We start from the raw sequence: 20889 nt of genomic DNA, 5'->3' as shown, positions 1-20889 counted from the left end.
GGGTTGCTCACCGCTCCTCATCCGCCGCGCGGGCGCTCTGTCGTGCCGGGGACGCCTCCGGGCCGCTCCGGTCGCCGCGCCGGATCCGCTCCCTGCCCTCCGCGGGCAGCCAGCAGGCGTCGAGGTGTCCGGACCCGCCGGTGAGGGAGGGGACCTCGTCGCAGGCCGCGTGGCGGTGGATACAGCGGTCGGCGAAGGGGCAGCCGCCGTCCGAGGCGCCGGGGGCGCCCGGGATCGTGGGCAGCCGCCGGACGCGCGGGCCGCCCACCCGGGGCACCGAGTCGAGCAGTCCCCAGGTGTAGGGGTGGCGGGGGGCGTGGAAGACGTCCCTGCGGACACCCCGCTCGACCGCCCGCCCGCCGTACATGACCAGGACCTCGTCGGCGATCTCCGAGACCACGCCCATGTCATGGGTGATCATGACGATCGCCGAGCCGTGGTCGGTGCGCAGGCGGCGCATCAGGTCGAGGATCTGCGCCTGGGTGGTCACGTCGAGCGCGGTGGTGGGCTCGTCGGCGATCAGCAGCCCGGGGTTGCACGACAGCGCCATGGCGATGACCACGCGCTGGCGCATGCCGCCGGAGAACTCGTGCGGGTAGGAGTCCACCCGCTTGCCGGGGGCCGGGATGCCGACCTCGTCGAGCAGCCTGACCGCGCGGTCGCGGGCCTCCCTCTTGGAGATCCTCTCGTGGGCGCGGATCTGCTCGGCGATCTGCCAGCCGACCGTGTAGACGGGGGTGAGGGCGGTCATCGGGTCCTGGAAGATCATGGCGATCTCCCGCCCCCGGACGGCCCGCATCTCCCGGTCCTTCAGGGCCAGCAGATCCCGGCCGCGGAAGACGACCTTCCCGGAGATCTCCGCGTTGGGGGTGCGGATCAGCCCGAGCACGCCGAGCATCGACACGCTCTTGCCCGAGCCCGACTCCCCCACGACGCCCAGCACCTCGCCGGGCCGCACGGAGAAGGACAGTCCGTCGACGGCCGTGAAATGGCCCCTGCCGGTGCGGAAGCGCACCCGCAGATCGGTGACTTCGAGAAGTGGTTGGTCAGGCACGGCGCACCCTCGGGTCGAGCCGGGCGTACAGGACGTCCACCACGGCGTTGGCCAGCACGACGAAGAAGGCGGCGTAGAGGACCGTGCCCATGATCACGGGCAGGTCGAGGTTCTGCAGCGCCTGGTAGGTGAGCTTGCCGACGCCCGGCAGGCCGAAGACCACCTCGGTGAGCAGCGCCGCGCCGCCGACGAGGGCGCCGAAGTCCAGGCCGAACAGCGACACGATCGGGATCAGCGAGCAGCGCAGGGCGTGCCTGATCAGGATGCGCCGTTCGGACAGGCCCTTGGCGCGGGCGGTGCGCACGTAGTCCTCGTTCAGCGCCTGGATCAGCTCGCCGCGCAGCAGCCTGGCGTAGATCCCCGCGTACAGCAGGGCCAGGGTGAGCCAGGGCAGGAGCAGGTGCAGCGCCCACTGTCCCGGGCTCTGCGAGAACGGGACGTAGCCGAGCGGCGGGACCCAGGAGAAGACCGAGTCGTGCAACTCCTTCTGGGTGATCAGGTTGACCACCTCGCCCAGCCAGTAGACCGGCAGCGAGACGCCGAAGACGCCGAGCAGCATGACCAGCGGGTCGACCAGCGTGCCGCGCATGGCTCCGGCGAGAGTGCCCATCGCCACGCCCAGCACCATCCAGATCACCGCGGCGCCCACGACGAGCGAGAGCGTGACCGGGACCGCGTCCATGATCTGCGGGATGACCAGCGTGCCCCGGTTCACGAACGAGGTGAGGTCGTGGCTGACGAACAGGTGCTTCATCATCATCAGGTACTGCACGGGCAGCGGCTGGTCGAAGCCGAACGAGGCGCGCACCTGCTCCAGCGTGGCCGGGTCGGCGTTCTTGCCCGCGATGCGGGCCGCCGGGTCCACGCCCGGAGTGGCGAAGAAGATCAGGAATACCAGCACGCTGATCGCGAAGAGGACGAGCACCGCGGCGCCGAAGCGCCGCAGGATGTAGCCGATCATCAGGCGCCTCCCCGCAGCCGGGCGTTCGGGTCGAGCGCGTCGCGCACGCCGTCGCCGAAGACGTTGAGCGCGACCGCGGTCAGCGCGACGAACAGTCCCGCGGCGATGGTGATCATCGGACGGGTGTAGAGCAGGGCGAGGCCGTCGTTGATGATCGTGCCCCAGCTCGCGTCGGGCGACTGGACGCCGACCGACAGGAACGACAGCGCCGACTCGGTGAGCATGTTGAGCGCGGTCATCAGCGGCAGGAAGACCACCACCGTGGGCATGATGTTCGGCAGCACCTCACGGCGCATGATCCGCAGGTCGCTCGCGCCCAGGCCGACGGCCGCGTGCAGGAACTCCTTGTCGCGCAGCGCCATGACCTGGCCGCGCAGCGGGCGGGCCACGTAGGGGACGTAGATCAGCGCGATGATGACGATCGGCAGCGCGAGGCTGCCCGCGTCGATGTGGACCGGCCCCAGGTGCAGGCCGCTGGTGAGCAGCACCACCGACAGGCAGATGGCCAGCAGGTAGACCGGGAAGGCCCAGATCACGTCGAAGAACCGGGAGAGCACCGCGTCGATCCAGCCGCCGAAGTAACCGGCGACCACGCCGAGCACGGTGGCCAGCGCGCAGCAGAGCAGCGCCGAGGAGACGCCGATCAGCAGGCTGTTGCGCCCGCCGTACAGGAGCCTGGCCATGACGTCGCGGCCCTGGTTGTCCGCGCCGAGCAGGTAGTGGCCGGGGTCGCCGGTCGGGCCGATCGGGGTGACGCCCAGGCCAAGGCCCTCGGTGCTCTGCTGGAGGACCTGGACCTCCTGGCCGCCCACGACCGTGGTGCCGGAGATGTTGGAGACGAACGGGTCGGTGTGCGCGATCGAACCCGCGTAGACCGGGGCCAGCAGGCAGACGAGCGCGATGAGGAGCAGCCCGGCCCCGGCGGTCATCGCGGAGCGGTTGCGCAGGATCCGGGTTGCGGCCTGCCGCCACGGCCCGGCGCCGTGCCGGACCGGGGCGGCGACGGCAGGGACGGGCTCGGCCCCGCTCACCGTGCTCACCTACTTGACCCAGAGCTGGGAGACGAGCATGAAGAACTGCTTGTGGAACTGGTAGTTGCCGACCCTGCTGGAGACGAAGTCCACCTGCTTGGGGGTGAACAGCGGGATGATCGGGCTCGCCTTGGTCAGGTCGCGGTCGATCTCGCCCCACTTGGCGTTCGCGGCGTCCTTGTCGGTACGGTCCAGCGTCATGGCCTCGGCCATCCGGGCGTCGATGTCCTTGTCGCAGTAGCCGGAGATGTTGATGCTGGAGTCGCTGCCCGGACGGAAGGACGCGCAGGAGAGCAGCACGTGCAGGAAGTCCGAGGCGGCGGGGTAGTCGGCGTACCACTGGGAGACGCTGACCTGGACCTTGTTCTTGTCGTTCTGGATGTAGGTGAAGTGGATGTTCGTCGAGATGACCTTGAGCTTGGCCTGGTAGCCGATCTGCTCCAGGGTGCTGCGGACGTACTCGCCGATCTGCTTGCTCACCTCGTCGTCGGAGACGACGACGGCGACCTCCTGGCCCGCGGTGCCCGACTGCTGGACGAGGTCCTTCGCCTTGGCCAGGTCCGGCCGGGGGAAGTCGCAGAAGTCGGCGTGGCCGGGGATGCCGGGCGGCAGGAGCGTGCAGGCGGGCTGGGCCACGTTGGCGCCGCCGAACATCTTCACCACGGCCTGGCGGTCGATCGCCCAGTTGAGCGCCTGGCGGGCCTCGGGCTTGTCGAACGGCGCCAGGTTGGTGTTGAGCGGCAGGTACCAGAAGGCCGACAGCTGGTTCACGTGCGCCTGGGAGGCGTACTTGGTGCCGATCTCGCTGAGCCGGTCGGCGGGCAGCGGGTCGAAGATCCAGTCAGCCTGGCCGTTCTGGACCGCGGTGACCGCGGCCTCGGCGGTGAGGCCGTAGGAGTAGACGATCTCGTCCGGGTAGCCCTGCGGCTGCGCCTCGCGCGACCACTCGGTGAAGTCGGGGTTGCGGACGAGCTTGAGCTCCTTGTTGGGGTCGTAGGAGACCGCCATGTAAGGTCCGGTGCCGCCGATCGGCTTGGTGCCCTGGTCCTTGTCCGGGGTGTCCTTCGGCAGGACGGCCGCGTGCGGCAGGGCGAGCTTGAGCGGGAACTCCGAGTCCGGCTCGACCAGGTTGATCGTGACCGTGTTCTTGGCCTTGTCGGCGACGACGCCCTTGTCGAGCGTGCACTCCTTGGGCTTCTTGACGCAGGCGGCGGCGCCGACGATCCCGGCGTAGAAGGTGCCGGAGGTGGGCCCGGAGACCTTGTAGATCCGCTCGAAGGAGGCCACCACGTCGTCGGCGGTGACCTCGCCGCCGCCGGCGAACTTCACGCCCTTGCGGAGGGTGAAGGTGTAGGACTTACCGTCCGGGCTGACCTCGGGCATGGCCTCGGCCAGGTCCGGGACCAGGTCGTAGGAGGCCTCGCCGCCGACCTTCTTGAAGGCCAGCAGGCCGTCGTACATGGCCTGGAAGATCTGCCAGTTGCCGTTGCTGTAGTTGATGTGCGGGTCGAGCGTGCCGTCGCCGGACTTGGCCTGCAGGCGGAGCGTGCCGCCCTTGTGCTGCTCCTGGAATCCCGCGGGGCTCGCCTGGGAGGAGCCGGCCGTCCCGGCGGATCCGGCGGGCTCCGCCGGGGAGGAGGTGCCGGAACAGGCGGAGACCGACAGGGCGAGCAGGGCCGCGCCCGCTGCGATCGGGAGGTTGCGCTTCATGGGGGTCCTAGTCCGTGGAGTCGAGGAATGAGCCGACCACCTGCAGGAAGAGCTCCTCTTCCTCGATGTGCGGCATGTGGCTGGAGTGCTCGAAGATCTGCCATCGGACGTCGGGGATGTGGTCCGCGAAGGGCTGCACGGTGCGAGGGGTGGCCTCGTCGTGCCGCCCGGAGACGAGCAGGGTCGGGGCGGTCACCTGGTGCAGCCGGTCGGTGACCGACCAGTCCTGCAGGGTGCCGACGACGTGGAACTCGGTCGGCCCGTTCATCGTGTGGTACACGGTCGGGTCCTCGGCGGTCTTGGCGTCGCTGGCCAGGACCTCCGGCGGATTGGGAACGATCATGCAGACGTGGCGGGCGTTGAACACCTTCTCCGCCGCGCGGTACTCGGGGCTGTCGGTGGTCCCGGCGGCCTCGTGCTCGCGGAGCGTCCGCTCGACCTCGGCCGGGAGCTCGGAGCGCAGCCGGTCGCACTCCTCGCGCCAGAGCTTCATCGAGGCGGGCGAGTCGGCGATGACCAGGCCCTTGAGGCCCTCGGGCCGCAGTACGGCGTGCTCGGCGGCCAGCATGCCGCCCCAGGACTGGCCGATCAGGTGGTAGCGGCCCGCGATGCCGAGGTGGGCGAGCAGGTTGTCCAGCTCGTCGAGGAAGAGCCCGACGGTCCAGAAGTCGGCGCCGCGCTCGGGCAGGTGGGTGGAGAGTCCCACGCCGAGCTGGTCGTAGTGGACGACCGCCCGGTCCCGCTCGGCCAGCCGCGCCATGCGCAGCGTGTAGTCGTGGGCCGCGCCGGGGCCGCCGTGCAGCACGACGAGGGGGGCCTTGTCCGCGTTCAGGTCGCCCGTGACGCGGTACCAGGTATGCCAGTCCTTGAAGGGGGCCAGGCCCTGGGTGGTCGGTTCGGGGATCGCCACCGCAGTCCTCCATATAACAAGTGGGGCACATGCCACCAGATGAGACGAATGTCCGTGTTGTGGACATCTTATGGATTAATGGCCTGAGCACAATACCTTTTTTGGAAACGCGTGGTTGTGTAACGTTCCGGGTGTGCACCCCGACACGACACCCCCGACAACCGACGATCTATCCCGCATGCTGGGGCAGGTGCTGGGCGACACCGCCCAGTCCTCCGTGCTCAGCCCCGTCAAGGTGCAGTCGGTGGCCACGGAGGTGGCAGACCGGCTGATGACCGCCGTCGCGATAGGCGACTACCTGCCCGGCGAACGCCTCCCCGGGGAGCGCGAGCTGGCCACGATCCTCGACGTGAGCCGCGCGACGGTCCGCGAGGCCATCGGCCGGCTCCAGGCGGTGGGCATCGTGGAGATCAAGCGCGGCCGGACCGGCGGCGCCTACGTCAGGACGAGCTGGACCGAGGCCACGGCCTCCGCCGTCCGCCGGACGCTCCTGCCCCGCTGGCCCGAGCTGGAGCAGCTGTTCGACCTGCGGTGCCTGGTGGAGGGGCTGGTGGCGCGGACCGCCGCGCTCCGCCGTACCGACGAGGACCTGGCGGCCATGCGCGTGGCGCTGGACGGCTACGCGCAGGCCCGCACGCTGGGCCAGGAGCAGGCCGCCGACGCGGCCTTCCACGGCGCCGTGCTGGCCGCGACGGGCAACCCGAAGATCAGCGCGCTCAGCAGGGACATGCTGATGCGGGTGAGCCTCGGATTCCCCGTCGAACCGTACGGGGAGGACGACCCGGAGGACTACCAGCGGGCGCTGATCGAACACCGGAAGATCTACGAAGCGATCGCGGCCCGCGACGCCGAGCAGGCGGGCTCGCTGGCGGAGGAGCACTTCACGCTCACCTCCGACATGATGCGCGCCATGCTCGAACGCGCCCAGGAGCGGGCCGCCAGGTAACCCCGCCCGGCGAGGCCGGGCAGCCCCGGAAACGGGCCGCCCGGACGCCTCCGTCTAGGAGCGGCTCTCCAGGTAGCCGATCAGCGTGCGGACCATCGCCCCCGTCGCCCCCGCCGGGCCCAGGTCGGTGGCCCTGTCCAGGTAGGCGGTCGTGGCGAAGTCCAGGTGGGCCCAGGGCAGCCCGGCGGTGAACGGCCGCAGGAACAGCGCGGCGATCGTCGCGTCGGCCAGGCTGCCGCCCTCGTTCTTCGCGTCGGCCATCTCGGATTCGAGCCGGGCGGCGTACGGCTCCCAGAGCGGCAGCTCCCACATCGGCTCACCGGCCCGCGCGCCGGCCGCGATCAGCTCGCCGACCAGTCCCCGGTCGCTGCCGATCACCCCGGTGATGTCCTCGCCTAGGGCGTGCATCACCGAGTAGGTCAGCGTGGCCGCGTCGATCAGCACGTCCGGAGAGCCCTCAGCCAGGTAGGCGAGCGCGTCGGCCAGCACCAGGCGGCCCTCGCTGTCGGTGTCGGTCACCTCGGTGGTCCGCCCGTTGCGGTGCGTGAGAACGTCCCCGGGCCGGGTCGCGGAGCCGCTGACCATGTTCTCGGCGGCGGGCACCACCGCGGTGACCCCCACCGGCAGCCCCAGCCGGGCTGCGGCCTGGACGACCGCGAGCATGGTCGCGCCGCCCGCCATGTCGCATTTCATGGTGGACATCGCCCCGAGGCCCTTGATGGCGAGACCGCCGGAGTCGAAGGTGATGCCCTTGCCCGCCAGGCCCACCCTGCCGCTCACGCCGTCACCGGGGTGGCTCACCTCGATCAGGCAGGGCGGGTTCGCGCTGGCCGCGCCGACGCCGAGGATGCCGCCGAAGCCGCCCTCGCGGAGCGCGCCGGCGTCCAGCACCCGCACGCCCAGCCCGCACGCCTCGGCCATCGCCCGCGCCCGCTCGGCCAGGTCCATCGGGACCAGGTCGCCGGCCGGGGTGTTGACCAGGTCGCGGGCGAACGTCACCGCGTCGGCGACGATCCCGGCCCGCGCGACCCCCTCGGGGTCCTCACCGGCCAGGATGACCAGTTCGCGGAAGGCCCGCCCGCGCGGCTCGCTCTTGTAGCCGTCGAACCGGTAGCCGCCCAGCCGCACGCCCTCGATGACCGCCCGGACGTCGGGGAAGGCGATCGCCACGGTGGGGAAGTCGGCGAGCCGGGGCGCGACGCGGCCCACCGCCCGCCGTACGGCGTGCTCGTCGTCGGCGTCGCCGAGCCCGACCAGCAGGACCGCCGCGGCGCGGAAGGCGTCGCCGTCCCGGCGGGGCAGCAGCAGGTCCTGACCGGCCCCGCCGGTGAACCTGACCTGGCCGAGCACGCCGCCCAGGCCGAGTCCGGGGTCGTGCCCCTCGCGCACCGGCAGGACGAGCAGGTCTGCGGCGATCTCGGCGGCGGGGAGGGGGGAGAGGGAGACCTCCATGAGGCGACTCCTAACAGAGCTAAATGGTCCGGTTAACGCACCTTAAAGCACTGCCATGTCACATCGAACATCGGGTCAGGAGACGAACACCGCCAGCGACTTGGTGATCTTGCCGTGCTCCTCGACCAGCGCCAGCAGGGTGCCGTCCGGGCCGAACACGCCGATCGGGCCCTTGCCCAGCCCCAGCGAGGGCAGCCGCCCGCCGTGCGCGACGGCGCCCGCCTCCTCGGCGGTCACGTCGCGGCGCGGGAAGGCCGCCGCGACCGCCTCGGCCATCGGCAGGATCGTGCACTCGGCGGAGAGCTGCTCGATGGTGCGCGCCATCGACAGGTCGTAGGGCCCCACGCGGGTGCGGCGCAGGTAGGTCAGGTGACCGCCGGTGCCCAGGTCGGCCCCCAGGTCACGGGCCAGCGCGCGGATGTAGGTGCCGCTGGAACAGGTCACCGAGGCGTCGACGTCGATCAGGTCGCCGTCACGGCGGATGCCGGTGATCTCGAAGCCCGACACGGTCACCGGGCGCGCCTTGAGCTCGACCTCCTCCCCCGCCCTGGCCCGCTTGTAGGCGCGCTCGCCGTTCACCTTGATGGCGCTGACCTGCGGCGGGACCTGCATGATCTGGCCGGTCAGGGCGGCGACGCCCTTCCTGATCGCCTCCTCGGCGACCCCTGCCGCCGAGGAGGCCGAGATGATCTCACCCTCGGCGTCGTCGGTGTTGGTGGACTGCCCGAGCCGGATCGTGGCGTCGTAGCCCTTCTCGGTGAGCGCGAGATGCCCCAGGAGGCGGGTGGCCTTCTCCACCCCGACCACCAGCACCCCGGTGGCCATCGGGTCCAGCGTGCCCGCGTGACCGACCCTGCGGGTGCCCGCGATCCCGCGGAGCTTGCCGACGACGTCGTGCGAGGTCCACTCGGCGGGCTTGTCGACGATGACCAGCCCGCTCGGCGGCGGGGTGCGCTTGGCGCGAGCCGTGCTCATTCGAACAGTCTTTCTACGAGAGGGCGCGGAGATTACAGGGCGCCCGCGAGAGGGCGCGGACGCCACAGGCGAGCGCCGAAGACTACAGGAGTGCGCGGAGGCTCGCCATCGTCTGCTCGACGGGCAGATGGGAGGTGAAGCCCGCCGCCTTGGTGTGCCCGCCGCCGCCCAGCGCGGTGGCGATGCGGGAGACGTCCACCGCGCCCTTGGAACGGGTGGAGACCTGCCAGGCGCCGTCGTCGTCCTCCTTGAGGATCACGGCCATGTCCGCCTCGTCGGTGCGCCGGATCACGTCGATGATCCCCTCCACCTCGTCGTACGGCAGGCCGTACGCCGCCCGGTCGGCACGGGTGACGAACGTCCAGACCAGCCCCTCGCCCACCTCCGGCTCCAGCGTCACCCGGTCCAGGACGGCGCCGAGCACCCTGAGGTAGCCGAACGGGGAACGGTCCCACAGCTCCCGGGCGATCTCCTCCGGGTTCAGCCCGGTGGCGACCAGCCTCGCGGCCATGAGATGCACCCCGGGAGTGGTGGAGGAGTGCCGGAACGAGCCCGTGTCGGTGACCAGCCCGGCGTACAGGCAGGTCGCGATGGCCCGGTCGAGCGGCAGGCCGAGCCGGCGGATCAGCTCCTCGGCGAGCACCGCGGTGGCCGCGGCGGCCGGGTCGACGAGGTTGAGCGTGCCGAACCCGGTGTTGGACGGGTGATGGTCCACCACGATCAGCTCGCGGGCCTTGACCGCGTTGCCGGCGAGCATGCCGAGCCGGTCGACGATGGGGACGTCGAAAGTGATCATCAGCTCGGGCACGGCCGGGTAGTCGCCGGGCTCGGCCAGGAGCTCCTGCCCGGGCAGGAAACGCAGTAGCCGTGGCACTCTGAAGCGGCGTTCCCCGAAGGAGGCCGTGACCCGCTTGCCCGCCGCGCGCAGTGCCAGGCCGAGGGCCAGCATCGAGCCGAGCGCGTCACCGTCCGGCGAGATGTGACAGGCCAGCGCGATCTCGTCGGCGGACGAGATCAGGCCGACGGCCCGGTCCCAGTCACGGACCGGGACCGGGCCACCGCCAGGCAGGTCGGGCGTCACTTTGCGCGGTGTCCCGCGCGCTCTGACGGTTCGTCGTCGCTGTCGTCGAATTCGCCGTCGTCCTCGTCGGGCTTGCGGTACGGGTCCGCGTCCCCGGCGTGCTGCGCGCCCTCGGCCCGCTTGGCGATCTCGGCGTCTCTGGCCTTCGCCTCGGCGAGCAGCCCGTCGAGGTGGCGGGCGCTGTCAGGGAGCGGGTCGTGGGTGAACGTCAGCGTCGGGGTGTGGCGCAGGCCCGTCTGGCGGCCCACCTCCGAGCGGATCAGTCCCTTGGCGCTCTCCAGCGCCGTGGCGGAGTCGGCCCGCTCCGCCTCCGAGCCGAACACGGTGTAGAACACCGTGGCCTCGCTCAGGTCATTGGTGATCCGCGTGTCCGTCACGGTCACGAAACCCAGCCGCGGATCCTTGATGCGGCGCTCCAGCATCTCGGCCACGACCTGCTGGATCCGATCGGCGATCTTACGTGCGCGCGCGGCGTCCATATTCGCTCCCCCCTTCTCACAGTAACGACCGGACACGAAGGGCGGCTCCGCGACCGGTCGTATCTGTAACTAGTCCTCGTCCTCGTTGTAGAGCCGATGCCGGGCGGACAGCAGCTCGATCTCCGGGTGGAAGGCGATCAGGCGCTCGCAGTCGTCCAGCACCGCGCCGCAGTTGGCGGCGGTGGCGGAGACGACCGCGATCCCGATCTCGGTACGGCGGTGCAGGTCCAGATGGCCGGTCTCGGCGACGGCCACACCCGGGAACCGTCGTTGCACCTCGGCGATGATGGGACGCACCACGGAGCGCTTCTGCTTCAGCGAGTGAACGTCGCCGAGCAGGATGTCCATTGTCAGGGCACCTACGTACATATTGAGTCACTCGCCACGGATGTCGCCGTGCGCCGGCGGTGCCGGGGCCGCCTCCGGCCGGAGGGCCCACCCCGTGGGGTGGACGTCTCCGGCCGGCGAGCGGCCCCGGCACCGGACCAGAGCATCAGACGCGCGGCTTCTCCCGCATCTCGAACGTCTCGATGACGTCGTCGATCTTGATGTCGTTGTAGCCGACACCGATACCGCACTCGTAACCGTCACGGACCTCGGTCGCGTCCTCCTTGAAGCGACGCAGCGAGGACACGGTGAGGTTGTCGGAGATGACGACACCGCCACGGATGATCCGGGCCTTGCTGTTGCGGACGATCGTGCCCGAACGGACCAGCGCACCGGCGATGTTGCCGATCTTCGGCACCTTGAAGACCTCGCGGACTTCGGCGGTGCCCATCTGGACCTCTTCGAACTCCGGCTTGAGCATGCCCTTGAGGGCCGCCTCGATCTCCTCGATCGCCTGGTAGATGACCGAGTAGTAGCGGATGTCGACGCCCTCGCGCTCGGCCAGGTCGCGCGCCCGGACTTCGGGGCGCACGTTGAAACCGATGATGACGGCGTTGTCGTCGGCGACAGCCAGGTTGACGTCGTACTCGGTGATCGCACCGACGGCACGGTGGAGCACCCGCAGGCGCACCTCCTCACCGACGTCGATCTTGAGCAGCGCGTCCTCGAGGGCCTCGACCGAACCGGAGACGTCACCCTTGATGATGAGCTTGAGCTCGTCGACCTGGCCCTTCTCCATCTCGCTGAAGAGCTCTTCGAGGGTGCGGCGACGGCCGGACTTGGCCATGTCCGCGATGCGCTTGCGGGCCGCACGCTGCTGGGCGATCTGGCGCGCCATCCGGTCGTCGGTGACGACGATGAAGTTGTCACCGGCACCCGGCACCGCGGTCAGACCGAGGACCAGCACCGGACGCGACGGGTCGGCTTCCTGAATCGCCTCGCCGTTGTCGTCCAGCATCGCCCGGACGCGGCCGAAGGCCTCGCCACAGACGATCGAGTCGCCGACACGGAGCGTGCCGCGCTGGACCAGCACGGTCGCGACCGGGCCGCGGCCCTTGTCGAGGTGCGCCTCGATGGCGACGCCCTGGGCGTCCATCGTGGCGTTGGCCCGCAGGTCGAGCTCGGCGTCCGCGGTGAGCAGGATGGCCTCGAGCAGGTTCTCGATGCCGATCCCGTTCTTGGCGGAGATGTCGACGAACATCGTGGTGCCGCCGTACTCCTCGGCGACGAGGCCGTACTCGGTGAGCTGTGCCCGGACCTTGCCCGGGTCGGCGCCCTCCTTGTCGACCTTGTTGACCGCGACCACGATCGGCACGTCGGCCGCCTGGGCGTGGTTCAGCGCCTCGATGGTCTGCGGCTTCACACCGTCGTCGGCCGCGACCACCAGGACGGCGATGTCGGTGACCTTGGCACCACGGGCACGCATGGCGGTGAACGCCTCGTGACCCGGGGTGTCGATGAAGGTGATCTTCCGGTCTTCGCCCTCGTGCTCGGTGGCGATCTGGTAGGCACCGATGTGCTGGGTGATGCCACCGGCCTCGCGCGCCACCTCGTTGGTGTTGCGGATGGCGTCGAGCAGCTTGGTCTTACCGTGGTCGACGTGACCCATGACGGTCACCACCGGCGGACGCGCGACGAGGTCGGACTCGTCGCCCTCGTCCTCGCCGAACTCGATGTCGAAGGTCTCGAGAAGCTCGCGGTCCTCCTCCTCCGGGCTGACCACAAGCAGGTTGTAGTCGAGCTCGGCGGCCAGAAGCTGGAGCGTCTCCTCGTTGACCGACTGCGTGGCGGTCACCATCTCGCCGAGGTGCAGCATGATCTGCACCAGGGACGCCGGGATCGCGCCGATCTTGTCGGCGAAGTCCGCCAGGGAGGCACCGCGCGACAGACGGATCGTCTGACCGTTGCCGCGAGGAGCCTGCACGCCACCGATCGCCGGGGCCTGCATGTTGTCGAACTCTTGACGCCGCTGGCGCTTGGACTTGCGACCGCGGGTCGGGCGTCCGCCCGGACGTCCGAAGGCGCCCGCCGTACCGCCGCCGCGGCCACGGCCGCCGCCACCGGGACGACCGGCGAAACCGCCGCCGCCACCACCGGGACCACCGGTTCCGGTGCCGGGACGGCCTGCGCCGCCGCCACCACCGGGACGACCGGCGAAACCGCCGCCACCACCGGGACGGCCACCGCCGCCACCGGGACGACCGCCACCGCCGCCGGGACGGCCTGCGCCGCCACCCGGGCCGGGACGGCCCGCGCCGCCGCCGGGACCGGCGGGACGGCCCTGGGGCATCATCATCGGGCTGGGACGGGGACCACCGGGACGCGGACCGCCGGCACCGGCGCCACCGCCGGGACGGGGACCACCCGCACCGGGACCCGGACGCGGACCGGCCGCACCGGGCGGGCCGGAGCGGGCCGCGGGCGGACGGGGACCGGCGTTGTCACGCTGCCCCTGCTCGCGGGGACCGCGGTCCTCGCGGGGACCGGGACGCGGACCCCTGTCACCGGGGCCACCTTCACGGCCGCCGGGACCGCCGGGACGCGGCGGACGGGCCTGGCCCATGCCGCTGGCGTTCGACGAGAACGGGTTGTTGCCGGGACGCGGCCCACGCGGGCCCGGACGCGGACCCGGCTTGGGGCCGGGAGCGCCGGGAGCACCGGCACCGGGGCGGGGACCCGAGGGGGCTCCGCCCGGACCGCCGGAGGGACGGCCCTCCGGACGCGCGGCCTCGGGACGGGCCGCCGGACCCGGACGCGGAGCCGGGCGAGGACCCGGCTTGGGGCCGGGACCCGCGGGGCGTCCCGCGTCGGAGCGGGGGGCCTCGAAGCGCGGCGGCTGAACCGGTGAGGGCTGCTGCTGCTGCGGTTGCTGCGGAGCCTGCTGGGGCTGGGGCGCCGCGGGCGGCGGGGCCTGCGGCGCGGGGGCCGCGGGACGTGCCGCTGCGGGCCCAGGCCTCGGACCCGGCTTGGGGGCCGGTCCCGGCTTGGGAATCGAGGACGGCGCCGCGGGGGCACCGTTTCCGGCCTGGCTGTCAGCCGGCCGGGGGGCCGCCTGCGGCGGCCTGGGTGACCTGTTGCCACCCCTGTCGGACGATCCCCTGGGGGGACCGCCCAAAGCTTCCGTGAGCCTGCGGACTACCGGTGCTTCGATAGTCGAGGACGCCGAACGCACGAACTCGCCCATCTCCTGGAGCTTGGCCATGACGACCTTGCTCTCCACACCGAACTCCTTGGCGAGCTCGTATACCCGGACCTTCGCCACTGCACTCCCTTACTCGGCCCGGGAGGCAGTGCCGCCGGACCGTCGTTACGTAGACGTACTCATCGCCGCATGCTCATCAGGCGCTCATAGCTATCTGACCAGCCCATCAACTCGGCGTCCTACATGACAGTTGGTAACCATTTCACCCGATCCTTTCGTGATCCTCTTCCAGGTGCCCTCGCACTCGCGACGAGTCAAGCGGGCCCGCGACACGAAACGCGCGCGGAAACGCTCGGCGACGCTCGGCGAGATCGAGACAGCTCAGGGAGGGATGCAGTGAAGCACCACGCCCTGGGAGCCGTCGTCGCAGGTCAGGGACGATAACGCCCTCGACCACCACCAGGCGGAGCAGCTCGGAGGAGACCGTGCGAACCCGGCACCCCACACACGTTCTCAGTGGGGTGTCCTGGCCACCATATTCCAGCTTACCGTGTGGACGCATCTGCGGAACCGGCCGCATCCCCCGCTTGTGTGTCCGGACGGATGTCGATGCGCCATCCGGTGAGGCGATTGGCCAGCCGGGCGTTCTGCCCCTCCTTGCCGATCGCGAGGGAGAGCTGGTAGTCCGGCACGGTCACCCGCGCGGCCCGGCCCTCGGCGTCGATCACCTCGACATGGGAAACACGGGAGGGAGAGAGGGCATTCCCCACGAATTCCGCGGGGTCCTCCGACCAGTCGATGATGTCGATCTTCTCGCCGTGCAGCTCCGCCATCACGTTGCGCACCCGCGACCCCATCGGGCCGATGCAGGCGCCCTTGGCGTTCACGCCGGGACGCCGCGACCGCACCGCGATCTTGGTCCGGTGGCCGGCCTCGCGCGCGATGGCGGCGATCTCGACCGTCCCGTCGGCGATCTCCGGAACCTCCAGGGCGAAGAGCTTCTTCACCAGGCCCGGGTGGGTGCGCGACAGGGTCACCGAGGGGCCCTTGTGGCCCTTCTTGACCTGGACCACGTAGCAGCGGAGGCGCTCGCCGTGGACGTATTCCTCGCCGGGGACCTGCTCGTTGTGCGGGAGCACGGCCTCGATCTTGCCGAGATCCACCAGGACGACCCTCGGGTCCTTGCCCTGCTGGATCACACCGGCCACGAGCTCGCCCTCACGGCTGGCGAACTCACCGAAGTTGATCTCGTCCTCGGCGTCCCTGAGCTGCTGCAGGATGACCTGCTTGGCGGTCGTCGCGGCGATGCGGCTGAAGTTGCCCGGGGTGTCGTCGAACTCCCTGAGCACCTCCCCGCTCTCGTCGTCGATCTCGGCAGCGAAGATGGTCACGTGCCCGGACTGCCGGTCGAGCTCGGCCCGCGCCTTGGCGGCGGCGCCCTCGCTCCGGAAGTATGCGATCAGTAGCGCGTCCTCGATCGCCTTGACGACCAGGTCGAAGGAGATGTCCTTCTCCCGCTCCAGGCTGCGCAGGACGCTCATGTCGATGTCCACGAGGCTCCCCCCTTAGCCTTCGTCGCCGTCTTCGCCGTCGTCTTCGGCGTCGTCCAACCGGCGGAATTCCACCTGCACCCGGCCTCGGGTCAGGTCCTCATAATCAATGCGGCGCGGTGCGCCCGCAATGTCCAGCTCCACACCGGTCTCGTCGGTGGCGACGATCCGGCCCTCCACGGAGGTGCCGTCCCGAAGGTCGGCCTTGACCAGCCGCTTCACCGCGCGGCGCCAGTGACGCGGCTCGGTGAGCGGGCGGTCGACCCCCGGAGAGGAGACCTCCAGCACATACGGGGTGGCACCCATCGCGTCGTCGGCGTCGAGCGTGGCGGAGACGGCGAGGCTGACCTCGGCGACATCGTCCAGGCTCACGCCGCCGTCACGGTCGACGACGACACGCAGCAACCGCCGCTTGCCCGCCGGTGTGACCGTGACGTCCTCCAAGTCGAGCCCTTCGGCTCCGACGACAGGTTCCAGAAGCTTTATCAGGCGGTCGCGGGATGTGGCGCTGCCCATGCCGACCTCCTATTGTCACGATCTCAAGCCGGGCGGACCTCGCCCATGTGGTTCACCAGCCTATCCACACCAGGGCGTAGAAAGAGCGCCACTCGGCACGGCGAGCCCGTCCGAGAAGCGCGGTGAGTGCGATTCCAAGCCCGTACGATGCTAGAGGCGTCAGCAGCCCACCCATAACCGGAGGTCGTCCGTGCGTTCCCTGTCCCGGCGCGCCCTGTTGCGGGGCGGAGCTCTCGGGGTGGCGGCCGTGGTGGCCGCGGGATGCGCCGCCGAGGAGCCCGAGCGTCTCCGGGCCGAGCCGCCCGATCCGGAGACCGTGCTGCTCAGGCAGCTGATCGCGGGCAAGGAGCAGGCCGTCGCGCTCTACTCGTCGGCCGCCTCCGCCAAGCTGGCGCCCTTCAGGGAGAGGCACGAGGCCCACCTCGCCGAGCTCCGTAGAAGGCTGCCTCCCGACGCCACGCCCGCCCCGGCGTCCCCGGGCACCCCGTCCCCCTCGGCCTCCGGCACCCCGGCGCCGGGCGCGAAGGCGTCGCTGCGGAGCCTGCAGAGGCTGGAGCAGAAGGCGGCGGCGCTCCGTCCCCGCCAGCTCGACGGGGTCTCCCCGGCCCTGGCCCAGCTGATCGCCTCCATCGGCGCCTGTGAGGCCGCGCACGCCGTGGCCCTGTCGAGGCTGCTGTGAGTGCCGACCAGGGGCTCGGCACCGCCCTGGCGGCCGAGCACGCCGCCGTCTACGCCTACGGGGTCATCGGCGCCAGGTCCACGGGGAACCTCCGCGCCGTCGCGACGGACGCCTTCGACGCCCACCGCGCCCGCCGCGACCGGCTCCGCACGCTGATCATCTCGCGCGGCGGCACCCCGGTCGAGCCGAACGCGAGCTACGAGCTGCCGGTCACCCCGTCCACCGCCGCCCAGGCCGTGGAGCTGGCCGTGCTGGTCGAGCAGGGGGTGACCAGCGCCTACCTGGAGCTGACCGCGTCCGGCGACCCGGACCTGCGAAAGATGGCCGCGCTGGCCATGCAGGAGTGCGTGGTCCGCGCGTACGGCCTGCGTCCGGAGATCGAGGCCTTCCCCGGCATGCCCGCGCGGCCCGCTCCCACCCCCTCGGCGACGACCTCGTCACCGTAGTCGCGCGACCCATCCCCGTTTGCCCACGTTTGGACCGGCGCTGACGGGTAGCTGAACCTCCGCTGACACGTCAAGGGAGGAAGCAATGGGCTGGGGATACAGGAAGTCTCTGAAGTTCGGTCCGTTCCGTCTGAACCTGTCACGGAGTGGGGTCGGCCACAGCTGGGGCAACCGCGCCTTCCGGGTCACAAAGACCGCCGACGGCCGCCGCACCCTGAGCGTGAACCTGCCGGGCGGCTTCCACTGGCGCAAGACTCTCGGCAGCGGCTCCCGGTAGCCGGCAGCCCTCCCGCCGGGGCGGGAGGGCGCCACCGGCAGTACGCGCGGCGCTCCGGGAGCGTCCCGGAGGTCGCGTACGGCTCGCGGGAGCCCTCAGCCGGATCGCATGCGGCTCGGGCCGGCGGCGGGCGGCGTTTCTCGCCCGTGACGCCGGGCACAGTCTCCATGTGCGACACAAAACGGACAATCCGGTCACGGTGACCCCATGTGAAGACGGGCCGTTGCTGCTGCGGGGCCCGTTCACTCTGACGACTCAGGACGGGGTCGTCATCGATCCCGGCAGGGCCACGGTGGCGCTGTGCCGCTGCGGGCGCTCGTCGTCCAAGCCGTTCTGCGACGGCTCACACAGACCGGCCGGGTTCCAGGCCCGGAGCGAGCCCGACGCCCCGCCCTGACGGCGTGCTCTGAGCCGGCGGACCGAATGGGCGGAGACGCGCATCCGGCGCCCGGCGTAGGGCACCCCGCCGCGCAGGAACCGGGCCCCCAGCGCCAGCCAGCTGCAGGTGGCCCGCTCCAGCAGCCACACCGGGGCGAACAGCGCGGTGACGGCGGGGAAGACTCGCCGGCCGCCTGCCCTGCGGCGGCCGATCTCGGCCAGCCCCACCGACAGCCCCGCGCAGGCGAGGATCGTCCCGTACCGCCGCCGTGGCAGCCCGGCGGCCAGCGCGGGCAGGACGGCCAGGAAGAGCGCCATCCGGGCGGGCTGCGCCAGGTCGTCATAGGCCTGCCGTACGCGCTGGGACCAGAACCTCTCCGGATCGGGCGGAAGGCGGCGGACGTAGAGACCGCGCGGGCGGCGTTCGCACCCGCCGTGGGCGCGGACCGTGCGGATGAGCTCCAGGTTCTCGAACAGCACGTCCCCGTCGTATCCCCCCATCTCCAGGAAGGTCGACCGGCGCACCCCGAACGTGCCCGGGTAGTCCGCGCCGAAGCTGCGGTTGAGCAGCGCGCGGGCGGTGTCCCAGCGGGCGTGCCAGGGCAGCGGGTCGAAGTAGTTCTGCGGCCGGACCAGGTCGGCCCCGCACAGCAGGGCGTCGATCCCGGCCAGCTCGGCCTCGCCGTAGCGGACGTCGTCGTCGGCGATGATCACGTGTTCCGCGCGGGCCCGGCGCATTCCGGTGATCACCCCGTTGACCTTGCCGTTGGCGTAGGCGAGGTCGCCGTCGGGCCTCACATGCCGGATCGAACCGCTCCAGAGGGCGGCGTGCCGGTCGAAGAGCTCGGCCGGGGAGCCGTCGACCACGATGACCCGCACGCTCCGGCAGAGCCGGCGCAGGTAGCCGGTCAGCTCCTCCAGGCCCGAGTCGTCGTCCCAGCGCAGCGGCAGCACGTAGTCGAGGTCCATCATCGGCCGCCCACCGCCGGAGCGGCCGCGCGCAGCGAGGTGGTCCCGCGCGCCCAGCGGTCCAGGAGGCGCTCGGCGAAGATCCGGTCGAGTGCGAGGGCGCAGGCCGCCCCGTACAGGACGTCACCGGCCAGGGCGGGGTGCTCGGCGGCGAACCCGCCACACATGTCGTGTGCGGCGATCTGCTCGTGGACGGCGTCGGCCTGCACGTGCTCGTCGTAGAAGCGGCAGGCTGTCGCGTCGCCGCCCAGCCGCCTCAGGCCCCGGCCGTACTTGAGGTTGGGGAGCGAGGAAGTCATCTCCAGGGCCGCGAGGTGACCCAGCAGGGCGCCGCGGTGCCGCCGGTGCAGGCCGAACAGCGACATGACGTTGCCGATCGCCAGGGTGATCGCCGGGACCCGGTCGAGGTGGGCGCCGTAGGAATCGTCCAGGTCCAGCTTGCGCATCGTGGCCCGGAACAGCTCCGAGTGCATCCGTTCGAACCGGCCCCCGCCGTACTCGTCGGCCTGGATCTCCACGAGGGCGGCTTTGGCGCGGCCCCGTAACCGGGGGATCGCCCACGTGTGCGGGTCGGCCTCCTTCAGGTGGTAGATCGACCTGTGGGTGACGAACTCGCGGAACTGGCCGAGGTCGGCCTTTCTCTCCAGGAACGCCGCCAGGCAGGGCCCGTCGCCGTCGGCGGCCACCAGCCGGGCCAGGGCCCGGCGCATGTGCAGGGGCAGCGCGTGCGGCGCCGGGAACGGGCGCGGCACGGCCTCCGCGAGGCCCTCCTCGAACCGCCGCTCCAGCACCTGCCTGGCCGCCAGCAGCGACGGCTCCCACTCCCATCCGTCGTCCACCCCGTCGAAGCCCTGGTAGTGCAGCTCGTAGCAGGCGAAGAGCGCGAGCTGCAGATCCTCGTCCTCGACGGCCCGCCCTCCGGCCGGTCCGGGCAGCGGGCCGATCTCGTGCGGCGGGCGCGTCAGCGCTTCGAAGAGCAGCGCGGTGACGGGACCTCGGGGCGCGGGCAGCTGCATCGCGTTCTCCCAGTACGGCGTAGGGCTCGGAGGACGGGTCCGAGGCGTCGGCGGAAAGGCTCGGAGGACGGGTCGCCGGCGGCGGAAAGCCCGGCGGGCGGGTCGGTGGAAGGCGCGGCGGGCAAGGCCGGAGACGCCGGCGGAAGGCCCGGTGGACGGGTCAGCGGCGGTAGACCGACACGTGCGCCCGGCTGTCGTCGGTGAAGGGGGCGCCGCCCCAGTCGGCCCATCGGTGTTCGCGCTCCATGCCCGCCAGGCGCGCCATCAGGTCGAGCTCGGCGGGCCAGGCGTACCGGTGGTTGGCGGGCAGGAGCCGCAGGCCGCCGGAGGTCAGGTCGACCTTGGTCGTGTACATCATCTGGTCGGCCGGAGACAGCCGCGCCGCCTCCGCGAAGACCCGGTCCTCGCGCAACGACAGCAGGCGCAGCGCCGTCCCGTTCCGGAACGCCGCCAGATCGGGTATCCACGCCTCGACCACGAACCGGCCCCCGGGCCGCAGGTGGGCCGCCGCGTTGCGGAAGCAGGCGACCTGGGCGTCCTGCGAGGGCAGCGCGAAGATCGTGTTGATGGCCAGCACGACGAGGGCGAACTCACCCTCGACCCGGGTCTCGGCGAAGTCGCCCACCGTCACCGGGATGCGGTCGCCTCCGGGCTTGGCGCGCAGGACCTCCACCATCTCCGCGGAGCCGTCGACGCCCGCGACGGCCAGCCCCCGTGCCGCCAGGGGCAGGGCCAGCCGGCCGGTGCCGATCCCGAACTCCAGGACGGGCCCTCCTCCGGCCAGCTCGTGCAGCCGATCCACCGCGGACTCGGTGGAGGCGTCCGCCATGGTCGTGTCGTAGATGTCGTCGTAGACGTCAGCGATGGCCCGCCCGTATGCGGACGCGTCGAACACCTGTGCCATGGGGCCCCCGTTCCCTCATCCCCATG

The 20889-nt window shown here is 71.4% G+C and carries 21 protein-coding genes and 1 pseudogene; 5 read left to right on the top strand and 17 right to left on the bottom strand.

Features of this window, described 5'->3' with window-relative positions; all coding sequences use genetic code 11:
- Positions 1–7: 7 nt before the first annotated feature.
- The 5 genes from SROS_RS10285 to SROS_RS10265 are packed head-to-tail and all read right to left on the bottom strand — an operon-like array spanning position 8 to position 5666.
- Complete coding sequence (locus SROS_RS10285) at positions 8–1054, bottom strand: ABC transporter ATP-binding protein (protein WP_012888857.1); 1047 nt, start codon at positions 1052–1054, stop codon at positions 8–10.
- Complete coding sequence (locus SROS_RS10280) at positions 1047–2015, bottom strand: ABC transporter permease (RefSeq protein ID WP_012888856.1); 969 nt, start codon at positions 2013–2015, stop codon at positions 1047–1049. The genes SROS_RS10285 and SROS_RS10280 overlap by 8 nt, the downstream gene beginning before the upstream one ends.
- Positions 2015–3046 carry an ABC transporter permease gene (locus tag SROS_RS10275; protein WP_012888855.1) on the bottom strand — a complete coding sequence of 344 codons (1032 nt, stop codon included), beginning with the start codon at positions 3044–3046 and terminating at the stop codon, positions 2015–2017. The genes SROS_RS10280 and SROS_RS10275 overlap by 1 nt, the downstream gene beginning before the upstream one ends.
- Before the next feature lie 9 nt (positions 3047–3055).
- Positions 3056–4756, bottom strand: a complete 1701-nt coding sequence (locus tag SROS_RS10270; RefSeq protein ID WP_012888854.1) for an ABC transporter substrate-binding protein — start codon at positions 4754–4756, stop codon at positions 3056–3058.
- A gap of 7 nt (positions 4757–4763) precedes the next feature.
- Complete coding sequence (locus SROS_RS10265) at positions 4764–5666, bottom strand: proline iminopeptidase-family hydrolase (RefSeq protein WP_012888853.1); 903 nt, start codon at positions 5664–5666, stop codon at positions 4764–4766.
- A gap of 133 nt (positions 5667–5799) precedes the next feature.
- On the opposite strand from SROS_RS10265, the gene SROS_RS10260 reads away from it, so the two are divergent.
- Positions 5800–6612, top strand: a complete 813-nt coding sequence (locus tag SROS_RS10260) for a FadR/GntR family transcriptional regulator (RefSeq protein ID WP_218919827.1) — start codon at positions 5800–5802, stop codon at positions 6610–6612.
- 54 nt (positions 6613–6666) lie between these two features.
- On the opposite strand, the gene SROS_RS10255 is transcribed toward SROS_RS10260, so the two are convergent.
- The 9 genes from SROS_RS10255 to rimP form a co-directional block, all read right to left on the bottom strand.
- Positions 6667–8064, bottom strand: a complete 1398-nt coding sequence (locus SROS_RS10255) for a leucyl aminopeptidase (RefSeq protein WP_012888851.1) — start codon at positions 8062–8064, stop codon at positions 6667–6669.
- Positions 8065–8139: 75 nt separating this feature from the next.
- On the bottom strand, positions 8140–9039 hold the full coding sequence (truB, locus tag SROS_RS10250; protein ID WP_012888850.1) for a tRNA pseudouridine(55) synthase TruB: 900 nt from the start codon (positions 9037–9039) through the stop codon (positions 8140–8142).
- 82 nt (positions 9040–9121) lie between these two features.
- Positions 9122–10120: a DHH family phosphoesterase gene (locus SROS_RS10245; protein ID WP_012888849.1), complete on the bottom strand. Its 999-nt coding sequence runs from the start codon at positions 10118–10120 to the stop codon at positions 9122–9124.
- Positions 10117–10599 carry a 30S ribosome-binding factor RbfA gene (gene rbfA, locus SROS_RS10240; protein ID WP_012888848.1) on the bottom strand — a complete coding sequence of 161 codons (483 nt, stop codon included), beginning with the start codon at positions 10597–10599 and terminating at the stop codon, positions 10117–10119. The genes SROS_RS10245 and rbfA overlap by 4 nt, the downstream gene beginning before the upstream one ends.
- A gap of 69 nt (positions 10600–10668) precedes the next feature.
- Positions 10669–10968, bottom strand: coding sequence for a DUF503 domain-containing protein (locus SROS_RS10235; protein ID WP_012888847.1), 300 nt, complete (start codon positions 10966–10968; stop codon positions 10669–10671).
- Between the two features lie 124 nt (positions 10969–11092).
- Complete coding sequence (infB, locus tag SROS_RS45850) at positions 11093–14248, bottom strand: translation initiation factor IF-2 (RefSeq protein ID WP_012888846.1); 3156 nt, start codon at positions 14246–14248, stop codon at positions 11093–11095.
- Positions 14249–14390: 142 nt separating this feature from the next.
- A complete protein-coding gene (locus SROS_RS47310) occupies positions 14391–14690 on the bottom strand; it encodes a YlxR family protein (protein ID WP_081453080.1) in 300 nt (99 codons plus the stop codon).
- Entirely contained in the window at positions 14674–15669 is a 996-nt protein-coding gene (gene nusA / locus SROS_RS10220) for a transcription termination factor NusA (RefSeq protein ID WP_012888845.1), read from the bottom strand. The genes SROS_RS47310 and nusA overlap by 17 nt, the downstream gene beginning before the upstream one ends.
- Before the next feature lie 24 nt (positions 15670–15693).
- Positions 15694–16194: a ribosome maturation factor RimP gene (gene rimP / locus SROS_RS10215; protein ID WP_012888844.1), complete on the bottom strand. Its 501-nt coding sequence runs from the start codon at positions 16192–16194 to the stop codon at positions 15694–15696.
- 190 nt (positions 16195–16384) lie between these two features.
- Here rimP and SROS_RS10210 point away from each other — a divergent pair, with 190 nt between their 5' ends.
- From SROS_RS10210 to SROS_RS54190, 4 genes and pseudogenes are all read left to right on the top strand, one after another.
- Positions 16385–16873, top strand: coding sequence for an exonuclease SbcC (locus SROS_RS10210; protein ID WP_012888843.1), 489 nt, complete (start codon positions 16385–16387; stop codon positions 16871–16873).
- Positions 16870–17319, top strand: coding sequence for a ferritin-like domain-containing protein (locus SROS_RS10205; RefSeq protein WP_012888842.1), 450 nt, complete (start codon positions 16870–16872; stop codon positions 17317–17319). Before SROS_RS10210 ends, SROS_RS10205 begins: the two co-directional genes overlap by 4 nt.
- 85 nt (positions 17320–17404) lie before the next feature.
- Positions 17405–17596 carry a DUF4236 domain-containing protein gene (locus SROS_RS10200; protein WP_012888841.1) on the top strand — a complete coding sequence of 64 codons (192 nt, stop codon included), beginning with the start codon at positions 17405–17407 and terminating at the stop codon, positions 17594–17596.
- A gap of 169 nt (positions 17597–17765) precedes the next feature.
- Positions 17766–17888 (top strand): annotated as a pseudogene (locus SROS_RS54190) (hypothetical protein); the annotation flags it as partial.
- Here SROS_RS54190 and SROS_RS54185 read toward each other — a convergent pair.
- The 3 genes from SROS_RS54185 to SROS_RS10185 form a co-directional block, all read right to left on the bottom strand.
- The gene (locus SROS_RS54185; protein WP_012888840.1) at positions 17852–18946 is read right to left on the bottom strand and encodes a glycosyltransferase family 2 protein; all 1095 of its coding nucleotides are present in this window, start codon (positions 18944–18946) and stop codon (positions 17852–17854) included. The pseudogene SROS_RS54190 and the gene SROS_RS54185 overlap by 37 nt on opposite strands.
- Positions 18943–19959 carry an iron-containing redox enzyme family protein gene (locus tag SROS_RS10190; RefSeq protein WP_012888839.1) on the bottom strand — a complete coding sequence of 339 codons (1017 nt, stop codon included), beginning with the start codon at positions 19957–19959 and terminating at the stop codon, positions 18943–18945. Before SROS_RS10190 ends, SROS_RS54185 begins: the two co-directional genes overlap by 4 nt.
- 160 nt (positions 19960–20119) lie before the next feature.
- Positions 20120–20863 (bottom strand): class I SAM-dependent DNA methyltransferase, encoded by a 744-nt coding sequence (locus SROS_RS10185; protein WP_012888838.1) that lies wholly within the window; start codon positions 20861–20863, stop codon positions 20120–20122.
- Positions 20864–20889: the final 26 nt, after the last annotated feature.

Source organism: Streptosporangium roseum DSM 43021, from assembly GCF_000024865.1.
Taxonomy (GTDB): Bacteria; Actinomycetota; Actinomycetes; order Streptosporangiales; family Streptosporangiaceae; genus Streptosporangium; species Streptosporangium roseum.
This window is presented reverse-complemented; position numbering and strand designations above follow the sequence as displayed.

Coding starts and splice junctions, on each gene's coding strand:
- rimP (WP_012888844.1), bottom strand. CDS start 16,194: ATGGGCAGCGCCACATCCCGCGACCGCCTGATAAAGCTTCTGGAACCT.
- SROS_RS47310 (WP_081453080.1), bottom strand. CDS start 14,690: ATGCGTCCACACGGTAAGCTGGAATATGGTGGCCAGGACACCCCACTG.
- nusA (WP_012888845.1), bottom strand. CDS start 15,669: ATGAGCGTCCTGCGCAGCCTGGAGCGGGAGAAGGACATCTCCTTCGAC.
- SROS_RS10255 (WP_012888851.1), bottom strand. CDS start 8,064: ATGGAGGTCTCCCTCTCCCCCCTCCCCGCCGCCGAGATCGCCGCAGAC.
- SROS_RS54185 (WP_012888840.1), bottom strand. CDS start 18,946: ATGATGGACCTCGACTACGTGCTGCCGCTGCGCTGGGACGACGACTCG.
- truB (WP_012888850.1), bottom strand. CDS start 9,039: ATGAGCACGGCTCGCGCCAAGCGCACCCCGCCGCCGAGCGGGCTGGTC.
- SROS_RS10185 (WP_012888838.1), bottom strand. CDS start 20,863: ATGGCACAGGTGTTCGACGCGTCCGCATACGGGCGGGCCATCGCTGAC.
- rbfA (WP_012888848.1), bottom strand. CDS start 10,599: ATGGACGCCGCGCGCGCACGTAAGATCGCCGATCGGATCCAGCAGGTC.
- SROS_RS10235 (WP_012888847.1), bottom strand. CDS start 10,968: ATGTACGTAGGTGCCCTGACAATGGACATCCTGCTCGGCGACGTTCAC.
- SROS_RS10190 (WP_012888839.1), bottom strand. CDS start 19,959: ATGCAGCTGCCCGCGCCCCGAGGTCCCGTCACCGCGCTGCTCTTCGAA.
- SROS_RS10270 (WP_012888854.1), bottom strand. CDS start 4,756: ATGAAGCGCAACCTCCCGATCGCAGCGGGCGCGGCCCTGCTCGCCCTG.
- SROS_RS10200 (WP_012888841.1), top strand. CDS start 17,405: ATGGGCTGGGGATACAGGAAGTCTCTGAAGTTCGGTCCGTTCCGTCTG.
- SROS_RS10280 (WP_012888856.1), bottom strand. CDS start 2,015: ATGATCGGCTACATCCTGCGGCGCTTCGGCGCCGCGGTGCTCGTCCTC.